This is a genomic window from Pseudomonas sp. B21-048 (genome assembly GCF_024748615.1).
GTDB lineage: Bacteria > Pseudomonadota > Gammaproteobacteria > Pseudomonadales > Pseudomonadaceae > Aquipseudomonas.
The window spans coordinates 2,863,880-2,881,621 of record NZ_CP087168.1; the positions used below are offsets into that span (position 1 = coordinate 2,863,880).

At 53.3% G+C, this 17,742-nt stretch carries 15 protein-coding genes, 1 tRNA gene and 1 pseudogene; 3 read left to right on the top strand and 14 right to left on the bottom strand.

Features of this window, described 5'->3' with window-relative positions:
- Positions 1-15: 15 nt before the first annotated feature.
- On the bottom strand, positions 16-1,227 hold the full coding sequence (locus LOY56_RS13455; RefSeq protein ID WP_258614676.1) for a phospholipase D family protein: 1,212 nt from the start codon (positions 1,225-1,227) through the stop codon (positions 16-18).
- Positions 1,228-1,745: 518 nt separating this feature from the next.
- Here LOY56_RS13455 and LOY56_RS13460 point away from each other — a divergent pair.
- The gene (locus LOY56_RS13460; protein WP_258614679.1) at positions 1,746-2,420 is read left to right on the top strand and encodes a hypothetical protein; all 675 of its coding nucleotides are present in this window, start codon (positions 1,746-1,748) and stop codon (positions 2,418-2,420) included.
- A 247-nt stretch (positions 2,421-2,667) separates the two neighbouring features.
- On the opposite strand, the gene LOY56_RS13465 is transcribed toward LOY56_RS13460, so the two are convergent.
- Positions 2,668-3,594, bottom strand: a complete 927-nt coding sequence (locus LOY56_RS13465) for a hypothetical protein (RefSeq protein ID WP_258614681.1) — start codon at positions 3,592-3,594, stop codon at positions 2,668-2,670.
- Positions 3,595-3,874: 280 nt separating this feature from the next.
- Here LOY56_RS13465 and LOY56_RS13470 point away from each other — a divergent pair, with 280 nt between their 5' ends.
- Positions 3,875-4,864 carry a hypothetical protein gene (locus LOY56_RS13470; RefSeq protein WP_258614684.1) on the top strand — a complete coding sequence of 330 codons (990 nt, stop codon included), beginning with the start codon at positions 3,875-3,877 and terminating at the stop codon, positions 4,862-4,864.
- Between the two features lie 490 nt (positions 4,865-5,354).
- Here the strand turns inward: LOY56_RS13470 and LOY56_RS13475 are convergent, their stop codons facing one another.
- From LOY56_RS13475 to LOY56_RS13515, 9 genes and pseudogenes are all read right to left on the bottom strand, one after another.
- A complete protein-coding gene (locus LOY56_RS13475; protein ID WP_258614685.1) occupies positions 5,355-7,364 on the bottom strand; it encodes an ATP-binding protein in 2,010 nt (669 codons plus the stop codon).
- Positions 7,365-7,731: 367 nt separating this feature from the next.
- On the bottom strand, positions 7,732-8,085 hold the full coding sequence (locus LOY56_RS13480; protein WP_258614686.1) for an HNH endonuclease: 354 nt from the start codon (positions 8,083-8,085) through the stop codon (positions 7,732-7,734).
- Positions 8,086-8,340: 255 nt separating this feature from the next.
- A complete protein-coding gene (locus LOY56_RS13485) occupies positions 8,341-8,631 on the bottom strand; it encodes a hypothetical protein (protein ID WP_124301732.1) in 291 nt (96 codons plus the stop codon).
- Positions 8,631-11,105 (bottom strand): hypothetical protein, encoded by a 2,475-nt coding sequence (locus tag LOY56_RS13490; RefSeq protein WP_258614691.1) that lies wholly within the window; start codon positions 11,103-11,105, stop codon positions 8,631-8,633. Before LOY56_RS13490 ends, LOY56_RS13485 begins: the two co-directional genes overlap by 1 nt.
- Positions 11,106-11,227: 122 nt before the next feature.
- A complete protein-coding gene (locus LOY56_RS13495) occupies positions 11,228-11,449 on the bottom strand; it encodes an AlpA family transcriptional regulator (RefSeq protein WP_063321337.1) in 222 nt (73 codons plus the stop codon).
- Between the two features lie 77 nt (positions 11,450-11,526).
- Entirely contained in the window at positions 11,527-12,186 is a 660-nt protein-coding gene (locus LOY56_RS13500) for a hypothetical protein (RefSeq protein ID WP_123358466.1), read from the bottom strand.
- Complete coding sequence (locus tag LOY56_RS13505; RefSeq protein ID WP_258614695.1) at positions 12,177-13,496, bottom strand: phage integrase central domain-containing protein; 1,320 nt, start codon at positions 13,494-13,496, stop codon at positions 12,177-12,179. The genes LOY56_RS13500 and LOY56_RS13505 overlap by 10 nt, the downstream gene beginning before the upstream one ends.
- A gap of 160 nt (positions 13,497-13,656) precedes the next feature.
- Positions 13,657-13,792 (bottom strand) — tRNA-Leu (locus tag LOY56_RS13510).
- 371 nt (positions 13,793-14,163) lie between these two features.
- Positions 14,164-14,985: pseudogene (locus tag LOY56_RS13515) on the bottom strand (MinD/ParA family protein).
- A 431-nt stretch (positions 14,986-15,416) separates the two neighbouring features.
- Between LOY56_RS13515 and LOY56_RS13520 the strand changes: the two are divergent.
- Positions 15,417-16,226: a DUF2092 domain-containing protein gene (locus LOY56_RS13520; protein ID WP_258614698.1), complete on the top strand. Its 810-nt coding sequence runs from the start codon at positions 15,417-15,419 to the stop codon at positions 16,224-16,226.
- Between the two features lie 253 nt (positions 16,227-16,479).
- On the opposite strand, the gene LOY56_RS13525 is transcribed toward LOY56_RS13520, so the two are convergent.
- The 3 genes from LOY56_RS13525 to LOY56_RS13535 are packed head-to-tail and all read right to left on the bottom strand — an operon-like array spanning position 16,480 to position 17,731.
- On the bottom strand, positions 16,480-17,001 hold the full coding sequence (locus tag LOY56_RS13525) for a DUF2514 domain-containing protein (protein WP_258614701.1): 522 nt from the start codon (positions 16,999-17,001) through the stop codon (positions 16,480-16,482).
- Positions 16,998-17,309 carry a DUF6527 family protein gene (locus LOY56_RS13530; RefSeq protein ID WP_258614702.1) on the bottom strand — a complete coding sequence of 104 codons (312 nt, stop codon included), beginning with the start codon at positions 17,307-17,309 and terminating at the stop codon, positions 16,998-17,000. Before LOY56_RS13530 ends, LOY56_RS13525 begins: the two co-directional genes overlap by 4 nt.
- Positions 17,306-17,731: a cell wall hydrolase gene (locus LOY56_RS13535; RefSeq protein WP_258614706.1), complete on the bottom strand. Its 426-nt coding sequence runs from the start codon at positions 17,729-17,731 to the stop codon at positions 17,306-17,308. The genes LOY56_RS13530 and LOY56_RS13535 overlap by 4 nt, the downstream gene beginning before the upstream one ends.
- Between the last annotated feature and the right edge of the window lie 11 nt (positions 17,732-17,742).

Here is a 17,742-nt window from a genome sequence, read left to right on the forward strand (position 1 = left end):
GACAGCTGGCGTGCTTTAGCGCATTGAGGGATCGTAGCAAATGGCATCTAGCATCGCGGCTCTACCCATCCAAAGCTGCTGCTCGAACCCCTCGCTGGGCATTTCTTCCTGCCACCAAGGCATCAGCTGCATCGGCGCCACGACGCGATCCCAGTAGTTGTCCAGGTTGAACGTCGAAAAAGACGTTGCGAACACATCAGCCAGTTGCCGCTTATTGGGATTGCAGATACAGACGAAGTAGTCCGGTCTTTTAATCGCCAGCAGGCGGGTACCAAAGCCAATCCAAGTGGCCCTAGCCGTAGGGATACGCTGAAAAACTTCGACGAATGCCTCGTAGTGCCGGCGTTTGACAGGGCCCACTAGCGGGATTTTATCGAGGGCTTGAGACAGGAGAGGGGCGTGTTCTCTGAGTACTCTCTTGAAGCTGCCGTGGGCGCTCATCTGGCCAAAGTATCCCCAGTCCACGCCATCGAGCTCGGTAGGCTGCAGAAGTCCTGTTACGCACTGTTGCTCCGTGACGGTGAACTCCTGAACGGTGCGGCCGCTTGCGAACAGTTGCCTCGCCCTGGCGAGGAGCTCAAGTCGCATATCCTTGGCATTGTCCTCCTTCACCAACTGAACAAACTGCTCCCACTCCGTCCCATTGAGATCACTGTGGAGTGAGGAGGAGGCAGTGTGTCTGGGTTTTTTGACCCACGTGAAATTGTCGAGGTCATCAAGTGCGTCCTGGTTGAGCTTTTTGTTGGCCGTATAGGACTCAATGAGTGGATCGTTTATGTCCAGGGCTCGGGCCGCCTGCTGCTTGATGAAGGTGAAGAACGATTGGAGGTTGGGGTCGAGATGGTCACCGCTGAGGAAGACGCCGGCCTCGATGTTCTTGTTCAAGCCAGCATTGGTGCAGTTGGCGCTGCCCACGTAGATGGTGACCTTCTTCTCATGTCGGAAGGCGTAAAGCTTGGGGTGAAACAGAGGCCCGGAGTCGGGCAGCAGAACCTTGGCCTGGGGGATGTCGACGCACATCTGCAAGCAGAGTGGATCAGTGATGTACATGTGAGTGCCGATGACGAGGCTCTCAAGCTTCGCCTTGGCTTTAATCGCAGCCTCAAACGCTTTATTGGGCGTAATCCATGCGCTGGCCCAAGCAAACGACTGGCACTGAGCTATGAGCTGCTGGAGCTTTTTCCCGGTCTCTTTGGAGCCAACAACAGAGGTGATTTCGACAGACATCGTAGGGCGTTCCTTGCGGGCTATGTGCAGCGGTAAGTTAACCGTATTCATGCCAACTGCATCGAGTGGCAAAATAAAAAACGCGGTAGCAGGGTTAGGTTCGCCTAGGGCCATCTCGTAGTTCTCGTCGTCTCGACGTGCCGGCACACAGCGCCGGGACAGTCTCGGAGTCGTTGATCCGAGAAATAATGCGGACATCGCATGTACGGAGGCGGAGGCAGCTAGGGAGGAGCCCAGTAGGGTTTTGCTAGCTTAATTCGGCTCCGTTGATGATGAGTTCCTTGATTACCTTTAGCACTACCTAGGCTTCGGTAAAGGCCACTTAGGAGTGTTAGCCTGCATCGGAGAAAGTCTGCTTTTGGCCGTCCCCTGCCTGTCGTGACCGGCTGGAGGCGACCGATTATTAACGGTGGCTACAGGCAGCAATCGGCCAAATTTTTGGACACGGGCTATTCTTTGATCTGCTTGAGTAAGTACATAAACCTTACTACTCCCTTTGTTGCCGCACCTGAATCGCCATGCCCGGTGGTGAAATGAAGCCTTGTAGTGAACTGCTGACAATTATCGAACCCGCCTATGCGCCTTGCAGAAACTTTGCTGACGCATGCAGCTCTCTCGTTTGGGCACCTGACAAAGGGCACGTTCCTCGTGGCTTTCTCGGAGCGACTGGCACCCTTGGGGAGGTGGAACTGGTGCTTGTGTTTGCAGAACCGGGCGATCCGCATGATGTAGAAAAGGACGAAACGATGGATACCTCACTGGAGTACACCTACCAATGCATGAAGCTTGGAACGGACCTGTTTCATCGCAATGTTCGGTACATTTTGAATCTTTGCTTTCCTGAAGACTCATTCGACAGCCAGCTCCGCAAAACATGGATGACAGAATCACTCTTATGTTCTGCACCAAAGGAAGGTGGCTCAGTGAAGGCATCATCTTGGCGAGCTTGCACTAATTGCTACTTGAAACCGCAGTTGGATTTGCTTTCTCAGGCATTTGTAGTCGCGTTGGGCAGCAAGGCCAAGTCCCGCTTGAAGTCCATTGGCATACCATTTTTTCCAGCTGGTGCCGCAGCCCCACCAGGCTGCAATTTTTTAGGTGTAAGAAATTCGTGGAACGAGGCAGCGATGATTTTACGTGAGCGCCGCATCACTAAACGCTCCCGTTATTCGTCAAAGACAGATTCTGCATAAGTTGATTACGGGCTGTCGCAGTCGAATCTTGAAAGACTGCCAGCTATCGGCACCAACTATTCCCGATCGGTACCCACTCAGGGTAAAAATCTGGAGTCGCAGAGAAGCACGCTGGCGAGTTTATGCCTGTCAGGACTGACCGGAAAGGGCCGCTTCTGGCCGATTTCTGACTGTTATGACAGGCAGAAATCGGCCAAAAGCGGACTGTGCAGAGCATCACCCATACAGCCGTTAATTGATGTGTAGTCTAAACAAGACTAACCAGCTCGACTTTCTTAATTCTTTGAGCCGAGTGAACAGTATCGAACTCGCGATCGCTCGTTTGCGGTGTGATGCCGTCAACAACTTCAATGCCAAGAAGATTCCTCAGCGGTATCAGTGATTGAGGAAATGTGGATTCCAATACAAGGATCGCTCTCGCGATTTGAGGGCGTGCTTCAGCGAGCAGCACTGCGTCCATAACAGCTCTGTATTTAACGCATTGGAATAGCCCCCTTACAATGTCAGATTCCGCAGAGACTGCAGATTTGACCTCCGCAGCTACCCAAACCGCTTTGCTATTGAACGAGACGTCAAGGCTGTCACCGGATGGTAACCGGTATTCGGTCACTCCCACTGGGATGTTAGAGCTGAGTCCGATGACGCGCGGGTTACATGCAACATAGTCTTTGAGCGCCTTATGATCCTCGCTCTCTCCAGCGCCGTAGCCCTCACTGGCTTTTTTTAAGACAGGTGAAAAGTCGCACGTTACTGGCTCAAGCGAAAGCGCTTTAAGAACTTCGTCCCATCGAGAAAAGGAAAAGACGTGCGCAAGTTCTGCCTCAACAATGACACGCTTCTGGCGAAGCGGAAGTGCTGAAAAGTCCTCTTTTTTCACGAGAAACCAACCAATGCCCTCTCCTGGTAGGCCGGTGTTTTTGTTGATCACGAGACACTGAAGAGGTGGAACCTTGACCTTCCATATCTTTGAGAGACGTTCTAACGATTGGCCAATGCTCCCAAGAACATAATTAAGGTTGCGCGGGTTAGGCATCCCCAGTTCTTCGGCAAGATCGGAATAAAAAACTGGGACACCCGCCTTCGCTTGACGAACAAGCAGAGGAAGCGCGGCGCGGGCACGTATCTGGTAGGCCTTATCACCTGAAATTGGCTCAGAAATTTTCGCGGTACTCATTTCTCTCCTTGAATATATAACTGATTGGAAGTCATGTCTCGGAAGACAGTTATGAGTGTATACAATTATTCGGGATCGAGAGTAGCCTATGGCCATCATTTGCAGCAAGGTCCGCCTTGGGTCGTTTTTTTGCCAGTCGCGACCGGCTGAAAACCGCCCAAAGCTGCCGCTCAGCATCAACACCGTGTGTCTGTACCTGATTTTATACGGATGTTAGAGTGACCCAGTCCCATACAATAAACCCACCCCCTCGCACACACCTAAGGAAGCAGGTAAAAATATGGCGGAAACATTTAGAAGCTTTATCATGCTAACAAATGCCAACGTCGCAGGAAAATACATATACAGAGATGAATTTCAGATATTACCTGCGCCTGACCACTTCCCTCGGGCGCCTTACTCTGAAGCGCACCACCCCTGCCTCCTAGAAGTAAAATACAACTTCAACCCTGACTCAAACAAGACAATGCCTGACCAAACAGAGGTTCCCGACTGGATACAAAGAAAAGACCATGAAAAAAAATTAATTCACGAAATAGCGCGCTTATTTGACGTATTTTCTTTTTCAAAATTCGTCTTTACACAAGACCAACATAGCTGGACTATTCGAACAGACGACAACATTGCAATTGAACCAGAGTGGCGTCAACTCTCATACTTCGTTCGCGGACATCAGCATGAAATCAGCGAGTTCACAAACTCTCCAGTCGCGCAAATTGATGAAATAAAAACGGCAAAATTCTACAACTTCGGTGCAAGATATACCGGCTCTGATTTTTCCGTCCCTGACTTATTCAGCGACATTCTGGATGCTTACTACAGCCTAGACCAAGACAACAAGAACGCATTTTTAAAGTCAGCAACCTTATTCAATAATGCAATAAGAATCAAGCCAATATCACCCTCTATATCATTTGCCTGCTTTGTCTCCTCAATAGAAACGCTTGTTGATCACCTCCATAAAGGCGTTAAAATTGAAAAATGCAAAGAATGCAGTGCGCCGCGTTACGCCGTTACAAGAAAATTCACAGACTTTCTTAAAAAATATAGCTCCGAATCAGATGAGGTAATAAGATTTTATAAACAATCGTATAGCCAGCGCTCAAAAATACTTCATGCAGGCGCTCTTTTTACAGGCGAACATATACCGGTAGAGTGGGCTGAAAGTGACTGGGAGGCCTACCATATGAACTCAGGAATTGAGCGAATCTGCCGCATCGCGTTTACCAACTGGATACTGGAGAAACACAGCTTTCCGCTCTCCCCTTGAATCATGGTATTCGACTGGACATCAGGGGCAGACCAAGGAGTTGAAGTTGAGTGGCTAGTTCATAGCCGTTTTCTGTCTGTCGCAAACGTCTGCTTTGGGTCCAGGCTGTCTGAAAACGTTTTTGAGCGCTACGGGTGCCCAAAACAGGACTGAAAATCGCGTTTCTACGTAAAATCCGGGTCTGCTAACCATCCGATAAATTTCAGATTTCGCATAGAAGCACGCACTTTAATTTTTGATCAGGGTTTTCACACAGCCTGGGTCGGTTGCTGCCCTTGGTGACAGGCAGAAATCGGCCAAAAGCAATGGGATGGACTCCTCCTCACCTCGGTATCTTGAGTGCCAGACTGAAGGTGCGAACCACAGTCAACCGTGAGAAGGAGTCCACACATGAAGCTTACCCGTATGCAAAATTATTTCCTGGCCCACTCAAGCGATGAGTTGGATAAAACGGCTCATGCGAGATATGCATGAGCCTGATATACCAGTCTCATTTCAGTGCGGAATTGATCGCGTTAATGAGACTCGCACAACCCTCAATTTCGTTTTCAGTCAAATCTGACGCCGAGTGATCGCGCGACCACTTCAAGAAAGCCTTGGCTAGCTTGTACTTCGAGAATTCCTTACCAATGTGCTTCTGGAATGTATCTATGATGGGTTTGTCGGGAGTGCTTGCTATGGCTGACGTGATGTCCCAGCCAAACTCAGACTTCGCGATTTCAATGAGTGTGTCCCTAAGTAGATCTTCGATTTCGGCCTTATCGATCTTTGGTACCGAGTAATCTGAGGTGCGAAGAATCCTTTTGTTGCTGAGTCGGTGTACTAGCACTTCTTGTTGAGCAGCCTGGTTACCCGCATTATCAGAGTCAAGAAGTGCAGCTACCTTCAGATTGTGCGACGTTAGGATCGTCGCGAAATACACTACCTTGCTGGCGGTATTGGCGGGAACGAGTGAGATCTTGTCATTCAGTGCCGCGTTCCCTCCATCTTTGAGCAGGCCAGAAATAGCCTCGATGTACCAATAGTCAGTCAACCCTTCGAGAATAAGATTACGTTGGTTTGCAAACAGGCTCTGGGCCAAGTCGTAGCCAAGCGCCTCCTGTAGCGGCAGGAGTGCTGCTGGGTCGGTGGAGGACACAGTCGTATGTACCTTAGTGCCGATTTTCCTATCCGTCAGCTCCACCACCCTAACCATGTCAAGCTCATCCGGGCCCACTAAAAATGGCGAATGGGTTGAATATATTGTTTGGTTTTCATCGGCGAGCATTGAAATGGTTTTTCTGAACTCTCGCTGCTTCAAAGCATGTAGGCTCACACCGGGCTCATCCAGTAGAAGGATGGTGTTTTTGTGTTTTCCTTTTGCCTCGGCAAAGAAGACGATGAAGAACGAGACCAGCCATTGAAAGCCCTCGGAGCGCTGGTCGAGCTCAACTTCGACACCAATGTTGTCTTCAACCACAACTTTCAGATACTGACCGTCTGCAGTCAGCTTTAGCTTGCTAGCTTCCGCCTTGTTTTCATCCGGATTCCACACTTTAATAATCTGCTGAGTAAGTTCTACGCTTGCGGCATTTAGCTGGTAGCTGCGTTTATCGAGCTTCTCTCGATATTGCTCAAGATCAGTTGTTGTATGACTAGGATCGGAGGCTCTTCCGAGATCAGAGAGCTCTTTTGCAGTGAAACCGAGAAGCTTAAGCAAGCAGTTGTTACCGTAATCATATGCATCATCATCCAAGATATTTGACTCCAAGCGTCTAGCGAGGCTGTCCAAATGGATGATTGGCTTAACGCGGAAATAATTGCTATAGAGAACAAAGGTTGGCTTATTTTTATCAAGATAAGCTAAGAAGTTTTTCAGCTCAATAGCATAATCTAAAATTCCATCTATCTTTTCCCAGCGCTCATTCTCTTTCGCATCGTCTTCGTCAATGGCTGAAAGTTTTTCTTCCAGCCATTGTTTAAGCACGGAAGCATCCGATGAAAGTGGTCTATGAGGAAACCAAGATTTCGTGATTTTGTTGAGACTCTCGGTGTGAACCTTAACTAATCCGTCAGTAATACCCCTGTCGAGATGGGCGACAAGCCTTATTAGGTCATTCTTGATCTCTGAGTATGTTGGTAGTTGAACATTATTAAGGCTGTGTGTGGCTGAATTATCTAAGTAGCGTGTAAAACTATAGGTGAATAATCTTGTTTTTATTTGATTCGGGGCATGCTCAAGATCAGAGGTATCGAGGGTGAAAGTCCCGGTGACCACGGGCACATCTTCAGGATCGATCTCCCCGCGGCTAATTTTAGTATATATAGATCTTGGATAATCTCGCAGGGGATTAAACTTTGCTATATCACTGGGGGCATTTATTTGCTGAACTGCTTGAAGAATTGCTGTTTTGCCTGCCTCGTTGGGGCCGACTAGTATTGTTTTAAGGTGTTCGACCTCAAATTCGCCGGTATCTAAAATGCTCCGATAGTTTTGAACTCGCAACTTACTCAAACGCATGGTCAGTCCCTTTGCAGCATATGAATGAAGGTCATTTAGGCACGATAGCCTAATGCTATACTGAGGAGAAGAGGTCGACCTTGGGGCGTTTTGATTTCAACGGCACTTACGAGCGTCCGCTTGCCCAGAAAGCAGCTTGGGCGAACGTCCGCTTCTGGCCCAGGCTGTGAAAACGCATGCACCGTTTTTTAGTCTGCGTTGCTACGTAAAATCTGTCGGCGTTTGGTTAGTAAGCAGATCTAAAATTTACGTAGGAACGCGATTTTCGTTCCGATCCTGACTGTCAAACTTGTTCTAAAGCGTTTTCACACAGCCTGGGCCAGCTCCCGATAGACGCGTTCCAGAGCAGCCAAGGCCACCTTGGTGATCAGAACAAATGGGGTCCTGCTGGGAGCGGATGCCAGCCACCTTTGCTCAGCCGCTTCTCCACTAAAGCCTTGTACTCCTGCGGCTCAGGCGCGTCCTTGCGCTTATGACGGCGCTGATTGCACCGCTGGCAGGCGGCAGCAATATTGGACTGGGTATCTCTTCCGCCATCCTGCCTGGCGACTAGATGCTCGGCTGTGCACTGGAAGTGCCTAGCTTGCCGAAGGGAAAGGTCATGGCGGCGGGCGAAGGCCTCAGGAGTATCGCGCCACATCTGGAAGCCGCAGTAATAGCAGCGGCCACCTTGGCGATCGAACGCAGCGAAACGATGTTTGATAACTGATTTATGGGCCATGGCGGCCTCCTGTATGAAAAAGGAAGTCCGCTGCGCCTAAAGGCAAGAAACGGTACCAGTCGACTCACTCGAACCGGCCCAACATCGCCCCCTTAAGGGAACGACAAGAGCAAATCTACGCCAAATCAAAAGCAGTGATCAAGTAGTCTGGAGGCAACCTGAGCTGGTCAAGTATTCCCGGATACCCATGCAGGCGAAATCATCACCAATCAACTGCGTAAAAGAATAAAGCCCGGTAGTTATCCGGGCTAAACGTCACTCTATCTTTGCGTTAGGCCATCGCGTTCGGGCTTCAACCAAGGCTTCGGCATGAGTCATTGGCTCACCGATCATTGTGAAGGGACCGTACCCTGTCACGGACACTGTCCAGTGACTGCGTCGGGCTTCACCATCGTTGGCCGCCACTTCGACCATCAGCTCCAAACGGTGCAACTTGATATAGCGGCGCTCCTCCTGTGTCAGCCTGATAGATGGCCAGACGATTAAGCGGTTACCCACCACCTTGGCACTGAACCCGCGATCACGGAGATAGTCGATAACTTTCATCAGAAGGCCTCCGCGTCGGATTCATCGAAGACCATGTCCGGCGAAGTACCGGTGTTGTCGGGGGATAGTTGCCGACTCGAAGTCCTGCAAGTCCCAATGTCCTGCTCGGGGTGATCGTCTGGCAGGACATCAGGACTTGCAGGACATTGCTTCGATAACTTTCTCCCGATACCCCATTTCACCGCCCCCCCAGATTTACCCAGAGACTTGCACTCGATGCCTATCTGCCGAAGAGCGGGAGCAGCACGTCGCAGGGCGTCCCCTAGCCCCTTAGCGGAACGGGGCCACGAATCGCAGCCGGTTGGACGGTACTGTTCCAGGGTACGCAGAATATCCTTTGCCGGGGCGGTCACGCCGTGCGGACGCGCCTCGACCAGTTCCACTACGGCGGCAGCTACCGGGCTAGCGTCAATGGTGCGAGCCAGACTTTCCTGCCGACTGGCTTTGAACTCGCGCAGGAAGTCCTCGGGCTCATGACCTGCTGCGGCGGCGACAGCCATACCGAGGCGAGCAAATTCAACCAGCCGCGGACGATCGTCGGCGGGGATTTGCATCTGCGGCAACAACTCCAGCGCCTTGGCGAATATATCCAGCAGCGCCCCCAGCAAACACGGACGCTCGGCTTCGTACTCCCGCCAAAGGTCTGTTACTTCCAGCCGCTCGCTGATAACCGGCGTCTCGATAGTGATCGTTCTGTCCACCAGATCTTGCGCCGTGACTGCCGCAGATATGCCGTTCAACACGACGGGGCGCTTCACGCTGATAACACTTTCGTCGGCATCCGAGTACAGCTTGCGCTTGGCAAAGCCGCCTCCGGTTGCCAATACGCACATGGCATCCTGAGTTGCTGCGGGCAAGTGCGAGACGTTCTCCAGGCTCACTACCGCACACACACCAGCTGAAACGAATAGGTCCTCCGACGACCTCGGAGCACTGCGCAAAGGGCAGGAATTCGGATCAATGAGCTGGCGCAGCGCTGTTTGTGTCGTGCTCTTCGCACTACCCTGCTCGCCCAGCAGCTCCAGCACTGGATAAGGCGTATCAGGACGCAGGCATTCGATCAGCCAAGCCAGGGCCAGCAGACGGGAGCCGTGCGGGATGTTCGCCACGTGCCAAAGTTGCTCGATCGATCCACCAGGAACTGGAGCTGGAATCGGCTGCATGGATTCAGGTCGAACGAACATGGCCTCGGGTGACTCGGCGATCTCCCACTTACCCGGCCGAATGCGAACCGCTCGGCTACTGCCTAGTACAGCCAGGTCGAGAAAGTAATCACCAGCGGCACCAGCAGTGCGCAGGTGTACCTCCTGACAGTCTCCATGGAATCGGCCGAGGCCGCTCAGGGTGCCCAGCGCCTCCCGGACCGATTGATCTCGGGGCGCCTTTCCGCTGTCCGAGTAAAATCCGGCGACCAGTGCATCTCGGAACTGGCGCGCGGCTAGATTACGCACTTCGCCCGTCGTACGATCCCGGGCGAAGACGTCCTTGTTTTCATCGTGGAACAGCTCGAAGCGTTGCTCCACGAACTTCACCAGTAGAGACGCCTGGCTCTGCTTTTCCTCGGCATCATCACCGGGCTCGAAGTGTTCCTCGACTGGCTGCTGATCGTCGTCTTCGAACTGGTGATTGCAGGGAGCATCCACCATTTGCAGCAGTTGCTCGACGGTGCCACCCGCGTCCAACCAGTCGGACACGTCGCCCTTCGGCAGCAACCCTGGAAGGCAGAGCACGCGAACTTCGGCCTCTGCCAGACTCAGCGCCCGACAAACCTTGTCAGCGTGCTTATGTCCCGGTTCGTCGTTATCCGCCAGAATCACTACGCGGCGGCGCGCAAAGGGTTCATTGAGAGCATCAGGCCACTTGCCAGCGCCACCGGCATTGCAGGTTGCGACCAGCCCCAGCGATTCCAGGCGAAGAACGTCCTTCTCGCCCTCCACGACAAACACTGGCGTATCCCACGGCGCGTCCAGCAATTGCGGCAGATGGAAGGGAACCTGACGCACGCCCTTCACCGACCACAACCAGCCACCTTTTCCGTCGGGGCGGCACTGGCGAAAGTCCTTTGGCTCGAAACGGACAACCTGATACAGAACGTTGCCGTCCTCGTCGGTATAGTCATAACGAGCCGACACTTGGCCCCTGACCGGAAGGACATCAGGACTTTCAGGACTTGGGGCCGGATGTTTTTCTTTTAGGCCGTGCTGCTCAAGCCAGGCCATTTGCTCGGCCCGACTTGTGATGCCGGTTTCCCTGGCAATCAAATCCAACACGCCGCCACCGCTTCCGTCTTCGTGCGAGTGCCATACCCCCTTTTCCAGATCAACAGATAACGAGCCATGCGCTCCGAACCGAAGCTCGGTTTGCTTGCTCATTGCGGTATTTGGCTCGCCAAGAAGGTACCGGGCTACTGGCCCAATCATGGATTTCAGCCAAGCCGATCCCGTCGGCGCATGGGCGCCGTTTTGACTTTTCATGGGTTACACCCCGCGCTGCTTGGCTTTGCGCCAGGACCAGTTAGAAGGAGACGGGAAGGAATCAACGTGCAGGGCGGCCATTACGCGAAGCTTCCAGGAAGCTGTAAGCGATGATGAATGGCTCATACTGCGTCTCTCGCTTCAATCTTGGTCCGTAACCAAGCCTCCACCTCAGCCAAGACGTAATAAGCCGCGGCTTGTCGGCTTTCGTTGGCCTTAATTGGCTTCGGGAACGTCGGGTCTTTCTTGCGGAGTTTGTCTAGACCAGAGCGGGACAGGTCCAGCCATAGACAGAGCGCTGGCTGACGGATGAGAGCTTTCGGGGGAATTGTTGCTGGCTGCATTTGAGTGACTCCGTATCGGGTACAGAGTCATTTTTGTTGAACCCCCGATTGCTGTCGCAGTGCTCAAAAGAGATTAGTTAGAGGCTTATTTCCCCCCTTTTTGCACGTCGGATCAATTTTTCATATTCGACAATGTCCGCTGGCACCTCGACTCCTGCAGCAACGAGAAGCTCTCGGGCGAGCTCTGCTGCTTTGCGTTTGGTCATCTTCGCTAAGGAAGACTGCCGTAGCTTGTCCGCGGTATCAGCCAACAAATCATCTCGCGGATACTTCGGCTTCACGCCACGAATAGTTGGAGCCGCCTCCAACTTCTGCTCGGTAATGTCCAACACATCGGACACCATGGCGGCCTTCGCCATAAGGTCAGAAAGCAAGCCACCGCTGAAAAAGCACCCATGGCTTCGCCAGCAGGCGTCGTTGATGTAACCCTCGGCGAAAGGAGGGAGATTGTTTAGCCCCCGTAACGTTTCCTGAAGATGCAGTTGCACCTGCCGCACATGGCGAAGTTCTTCGTGGCGCGCGGGGCCTTTTTCCGTTTCGCGGATGACCGCTCTGTAGGACCCAAGCCTTTCCTTGAACCATTCCTGAAGATCGCCGTCGTGATGTCCGGCCAAGTCAGCGATAATTGCCCGCGCAGCATCAGACAGGCTTTCATCGACCAAATCACCTGTACCCCATTCGGGTTGATTGTCGAATACTGGAAGTGCCTTTGATCGCTTGCCCCTTTTTATTTCCATGCTTGTAGCCCCCTCTCCACGCTCACCACATCAGTGTTCCGGTGTGCAAAATCATAGGGCGTGATGTGCTTTTCCCGGTTGGCGTCCAGGTAGTCAGCCCACCACGTCATCATCAGCCGACGCTCTTCCAGGTGCTCAGCCTTGTGGATATAGGCCGCGCGCACGCCGTTGCGCTCTTGGTGGCTCATTTGCCGTTCAACCGCGTCACGCGACCATAGGCCGGACTCGACCAACGCGGAACAGGCCATAGTGCGGAAACCGTGCCCGCAAACCTCTATCTTGGTGTCGTACCCCATACGGCGCAGTGACTTGTTTACGGTGTTCTCCGACATTGGCCGCCAGTAGTAGTGATCGCCCGGCAACACCAGATCAAAACGCCCGCTTAGCCGGCGTATCTGCTCTAGCACTTCAAGCGTCTGGCGTGACAACGGGACAAGGTGCGGAGTCCCCATCTTGGCTCCTCGGTGCGACCTCTTGACGCCCTCGATTGGTGCCCGTTCACCGGGAATCGTCCACATGCTCCGGGTAAAGTCGAACTCAGACCAGCGGGCAAAGCGCAGCTCACTAGAACGAATGAACACCAGTAGAGCGAGGCTTACAGCAAGACAGGTAAGCGGTCGTCCGGTGTCAGCCTCGCAGCGTTGCAACAACTCCGGCAACCGCTCAAGGGGCAAGGCCGGGCGGTGTTTGGTCTTGCGGGTGGCAGTCCCGCCCACCAGATCAAGCGCCGGGTTGTATTCGATAAACTCGCGCTGAACGGCGATTCGCATGATTCCGGCGATGCGCTGGCGCAGTCGCCCAACCACATCAAGCGCGCCGCGCTTCTCTACCGCCTTCAGACAGGCCAGCAGGTCGCGGGTTTTCAGGTCGGATACGGGGCGTTTGCCCAGCATGGGGAAAAGATCAACCTCAATCTCTTTCAGCACCCTGACCGCGTGATCCTTCGACCATTTGCCGGCCATGCTGGCGTGCCATTCCAGGGCCAGCGCTTCAAAGGTGTTCCCCGCCTCATTGGCCGCCTCGATCTTTGCTTGCTTAGCGCTCTCGATGGGGTCTTGGCCATGCGCCAGCAACTCGAGTGCATCGGCTCGACGCGCGCGGGCGGCTTTCAGACCGAGAGCCGGGTAGTTGCCGAACGTTGCCAGACCAGGCTTACCGCTTGGCTTTTTATACTTGAAGCGCCAGACCTTCGTGCCGGTAGCCTTTACAAGCAAAAAAAGCCCTTGCCCGTCGAACAGGGTGTAGTCCTTTGCGCGGGGCTTGGCGGCCTCGCATTTGGGGTCGGTAAGGGGGGTTACGGTGCGCGCCATAGGTATACGCCTCGATATCGAACCGATATATACCTAAACGTATACCTAAATCTTGGGGCTGTACAGGAACATACGGGGATATTCAGACACAAAAAAACCGGCTATAAGGCCGGTTTCTCTAGGTTTCAGGTGTTTACGGGAACATCTGAAATCATACTATTGGTGCCCGAAGCCGGAATCGAACCGGCACGCCCTTACGAGCGGGGGATTTTAAGTCCCAAGGGAAAATCAATCAGGCTGCGCTCTCCAATAGTTTTTCCGGGTCGCAATTACGCCTAATTGGCTGCCATACGGCCCAATGTTTCCGCATACCCTTCAGAGATTGCGGCCCGGAAAAACCACCTATTTCAGCGTCAAAGTACGCTCTTTGCCCGAAGCGATTTACACCGCAGGTATGCCGATTACGCATACTTCAGTGCTTCCCCGCGTGCTTTCTAGGTCCCTAGCACCCCATGCTGGGGGCTGTAGCAGCCTAACCTATTGTTTCTAAACAAATATAGCCACTTATAAGGGTGGCAAAACACCCGCTTTTTTGTGCTTATGCAAACGGAAACACGCGGCCTCCAGAGGAGGTTTTGCGCAAGCCGACCCAACAAAAGCGCCTCCAGGTTTACTAGGCATAAGCGGACACCACAATCGCACCACTCATACGGCCGGAAGAGAAATGTCACCCTCTCGAATTATGGACGAGTCGGTCAACGAAGAACTCCATATGCCCTCTGGGGGTGGTCAGCAAAGGCCAAGCGTCGACCTTTAAAGCGATTTTCTGAAATGCTTCGGCGCACTTGGAGCGCGGAAAGTGTTCGTAGACTGCTCGCTGCTTCTGCACTGCCCTACGCGCACATACATCGTACGGAACCGCTCCCACATACCGCAGGGTTACGTCGAGGAAGCGATCGGTGACTTTGGCCAATTTAGCGAACAGCGCGCGACCTTCATTCGGGCTCTGCACCATATTGACCAGCACCCGAAAACAGTCCATTCCGTAATCACGATTAAGCAGTTTGATCAGTGCGTAGGCATCGGTGATCGAGGTCGGTTCGTCGCAGACCACCAGCAAGACTTCGTGGGCCGCCCGGACGAGACTGACCACCGACGAGCCGATGCCCGCAGCTGTGTCAATCACCAGCACAGCGAGACTGTCACCGATTTCACTGAAGGCCTGAATCAGGCCTGCGTGCTGAGCCAGAGACAAATGCACCATGCTCTGGAAGCCTGAAGCCGCGGGGACGATTCGTATCCCGCCCGGACCGCGCAAAAGTACATCGGATAGCTCACAGCGACCTTCGATTAAATCGGCAAGCGTGTACTGCGGGGAAAGCCCCAACAGGACATCGATATTCGCCTAGCCAAGATCGCCATCAAGCAATACGACTTGCCTTCCAAGTTTCGCCAGCTCCAATGAAAGATTTACAGCCACAGTCGTCTTGCCGACGCCGCTCTTTCCGCCGCTCACGGCGATAACTTGTACAGAACGCACACCATCCATGTTTTTGATTCCCTTCCATGTGCAACGCTTGCAAGTAGTCGCTAACTATTCCTAAATACGCAACTGTAACTGAAAAGTACAGACACATAGCCCCTAGCTGTAGCACAGAATCACCAGAAACGATGTAACCCACTACATGGCAATCACGCGAACCAGAACTGCCACTGCTGCGATGCCCTCATCCGCCGTTCCTGCGGCACAGTATCAGGCGGATACTCCGCCGCCGCCCTGCATGTCGTTGGTGGCGGAGCCGTCTGGCGCTTTTAACCGGTGCGATTGTCAGATTCGGGCGTGCTGATTTCTGCTATCAACGAACGCTTTGAATCTGAGACCGGATGAATGGTCGGGCAAAATACGGCGAAGCAATCATGATGCGACTAGCATTATGTATCCGTACTGCCATCTCAGCATACATATAGCGGTGACTTGCAATGGATAAGATCGCCCGAAAATTGATCATCCCCTCCGTAGCCCGTATTACCGGAGCAGGACTTGCCCTAATCGCCGGATTGGGCATAACTCAAGCGGCACATGCCGATGAGGCCTATGCCAAAAGTCAACTCAAGAACATGTCCGACTACATGTCAGCGCAAAAAAACATATCGTTCAATTATGACACCATTCTTGAAGTCGTCACTAAAGATCAGCAAAGACTGGCCCTGGCGGGCTCCGGTGCTGTGTCGATCAACCGGCCTGACAAGCTGCACACTACACGTTCCAGCGGCTTTGCAGACATGGAAATGTTGTTTGATGGCAAGATGCTCACGTTGATTGGTAAAGGTAAAAACATTTACACGCAGATCGAAGTTCCGGGCACGCTTGACCATCTGTTCGATGTACTACGGGATAAATACGACAGGCCACTTCCCGGCGCTGACCTGCTCATGTCAAACCCTCAAGATCAATTGATGGCAGACGTGACCAACATCAAAGACCTGGGCAGCGGTGTTATTGGCGGTGTCGAATGCGATCACCTGGCTTTCAGGAAGAAAGAGGTGGATTGGCAAATATGGATTGCCCAGGGCGAGCGGCCCTACCCTTGCCGTTACTCCGTTACGTCAAAAAAGGTTGCTGGTGGTCCACAGTACAGCATTCAGCTGAGCGACTGGAAAAGCGGCGATGCCGTTGCGCCTGAAGATTTCGCTTTTAATAACTCAACGAATGCCAAAAAAATGGAGTTGAAAGACCTGCCCAACGCCGAGGACTTACCGAGCAACTTTGTGCGAGGAAAAACCAAATGAACCTCTTGATGAAATCATGCGGCTTTCTTCTGGCTGGATTCGTTCTGATGTGTGCGCTGGAGCTGGGAGAGACCTTGTCGATCCCAGGAGTACACAGTTTGATTCCCCAGGCAGAGGCTGTGGTCGGGCGTCCACTCACACCCGTAAGTGTTGCCGGCGTAGCGAGGCGCACGGCACGGCGAAATTAAGGCACGTTCCAACGGGATTCTTCTCGTCGTCACCTCTCCGGTGTCCTGCCGATCGAACACAATCCCTACTTCTGATTCACCAAAGCATCATAGGCCGCCGTGCACGTCATGCCCCGTCCGCGGGCTTGATCAGCATTTGCCGCCATGACTCCCGCTGCTGCATCAGCCATATTGAGCACGTCGGCAAGCACTCTGGCGGAGTGGGCAGCTGCCTTGCTTGCGGCGGCAGTGCAGGAATTGCCGCTGGCTTCACTGGCTGCGAGTCGACGGGCAAGGTTGCCGGCGGCGAGCTGCACGCCGCCAGCAAAAGCACGAGCGGAAGCAGCATCAGCCGTTGCTTGATCGATGATCTGTTGGCCATTCTGGATCGCCTTATTGATTGACTGTTGGTAGGCCTGCTCTTTGGTACGCTCGGCGGCTTCATTCTGGGCTTTTGCCTCTGCGTCCCGAGTGTCGCGAGCATTCCACTCGCCCTGCCACTTCTCCTCCGTGACCGTCACTCCGTGGTGATAGGCTCCGAACAGCGTGCCGGCGACCAGAAGCATCGCAGCTACATAGGGAAGGATGCGCAACCAGGTTGAAGTCATGCCTCATCCTCCCAAGGCGGAAGATCAACCGTTTGTCCGGCCAGGGCATGAGTGCAATCGCACAAGAATTGGATACGGCCATCGGTGACGAACGAGTGACAGACCCGATCGCCATCAGACCAGTGATAACGCACCAACACTGAAGGCGTGAAGGTAGGTTTCTCGGTGCTTCCATTCCAGCCCCAGCGCGGACCAGGTCCGGGGCCGTGCATGACGCGGTGCACCATCGCGCAGCCAGGGCACTCAAACCAAAGGCTACCTTCCTCGGTAGTGGCCAGAACTCGAGACACTCTGCTGAAGGCGGTCATGGCACATCCTTGAAGAAAACGTGGTGACCAAGCTTCAGCGTCTGCTTCGCTCTTACAGCCCAGGCCGGCGCTTTCGGCATCGTGGTCGCGTAATAGTGCGTAGCGCCGCCGGTGGGGTCCGGCACCTTCCCGTCAACCACTTGGTCAGCGGCGATCCTGGCTTGGGCCAACTCTCGGAACGGGATCGGCTTTGCACCACTCAGGTAGGCGTAGTTCGGATCGTTCCTATTCCAGCAGCTGAACTGGTACGGCTTTTGGCACACACCGGCATAACCTTCGCCCCACCACGATTTATCTTTGCCGTCGTTAACACGGTTGCGAATGGTCCAGGCTACGGCGATCTGGCCGACAAGACTTTCTCCGCGAGCTTCCCCCCACAACGTGCGGGCGAGAATGTCTCGATCCTTTTCGGTGACAGGCATACTTTTCTCCA

Coding starts and splice junctions, on each gene's coding strand:
- LOY56_RS13530 (WP_258614702.1), bottom strand. CDS start 17,309: ATGACCGCCTTCAGCAGAGTGTCTCGAGTTCTGGCCACTACCGAGGAA.
- LOY56_RS13465 (WP_258614681.1), bottom strand. CDS start 3,594: ATGAGTACCGCGAAAATTTCTGAGCCAATTTCAGGTGATAAGGCCTAC.
- LOY56_RS13470 (WP_258614684.1), top strand. CDS start 3,875: ATGGCGGAAACATTTAGAAGCTTTATCATGCTAACAAATGCCAACGTC.
- LOY56_RS13480 (WP_258614686.1), bottom strand. CDS start 8,085: ATGGCCCATAAATCAGTTATCAAACATCGTTTCGCTGCGTTCGATCGC.
- LOY56_RS13495 (WP_063321337.1), bottom strand. CDS start 11,449: ATGCAGCCAGCAACAATTCCCCCGAAAGCTCTCATCCGTCAGCCAGCG.
- LOY56_RS13455 (WP_258614676.1), bottom strand. CDS start 1,227: ATGTCTGTCGAAATCACCTCTGTTGTTGGCTCCAAAGAGACCGGGAAA.
- LOY56_RS13500 (WP_123358466.1), bottom strand. CDS start 12,186: ATGGAAATAAAAAGGGGCAAGCGATCAAAGGCACTTCCAGTATTCGAC.
- LOY56_RS13535 (WP_258614706.1), bottom strand. CDS start 17,731: ATGCCTGTCACCGAAAAGGATCGAGACATTCTCGCCCGCACGTTGTGG.
- LOY56_RS13490 (WP_258614691.1), bottom strand. CDS start 11,105: ATGAAAAGTCAAAACGGCGCCCATGCGCCGACGGGATCGGCTTGGCTG.
- LOY56_RS13525 (WP_258614701.1), bottom strand. CDS start 17,001: ATGACTTCAACCTGGTTGCGCATCCTTCCCTATGTAGCTGCGATGCTT.
- LOY56_RS13460 (WP_258614679.1), top strand. CDS start 1,746: ATGCCCGGTGGTGAAATGAAGCCTTGTAGTGAACTGCTGACAATTATC.
- LOY56_RS13485 (WP_124301732.1), bottom strand. CDS start 8,631: ATGAAAGTTATCGACTATCTCCGTGATCGCGGGTTCAGTGCCAAGGTG.
- LOY56_RS13520 (WP_258614698.1), top strand. CDS start 15,417: ATGGATAAGATCGCCCGAAAATTGATCATCCCCTCCGTAGCCCGTATT.
- LOY56_RS13475 (WP_258614685.1), bottom strand. CDS start 7,364: ATGCGTTTGAGTAAGTTGCGAGTTCAAAACTATCGGAGCATTTTAGAT.
- LOY56_RS13505 (WP_258614695.1), bottom strand. CDS start 13,496: ATGGCGCGCACCGTAACCCCCCTTACCGACCCCAAATGCGAGGCCGCC.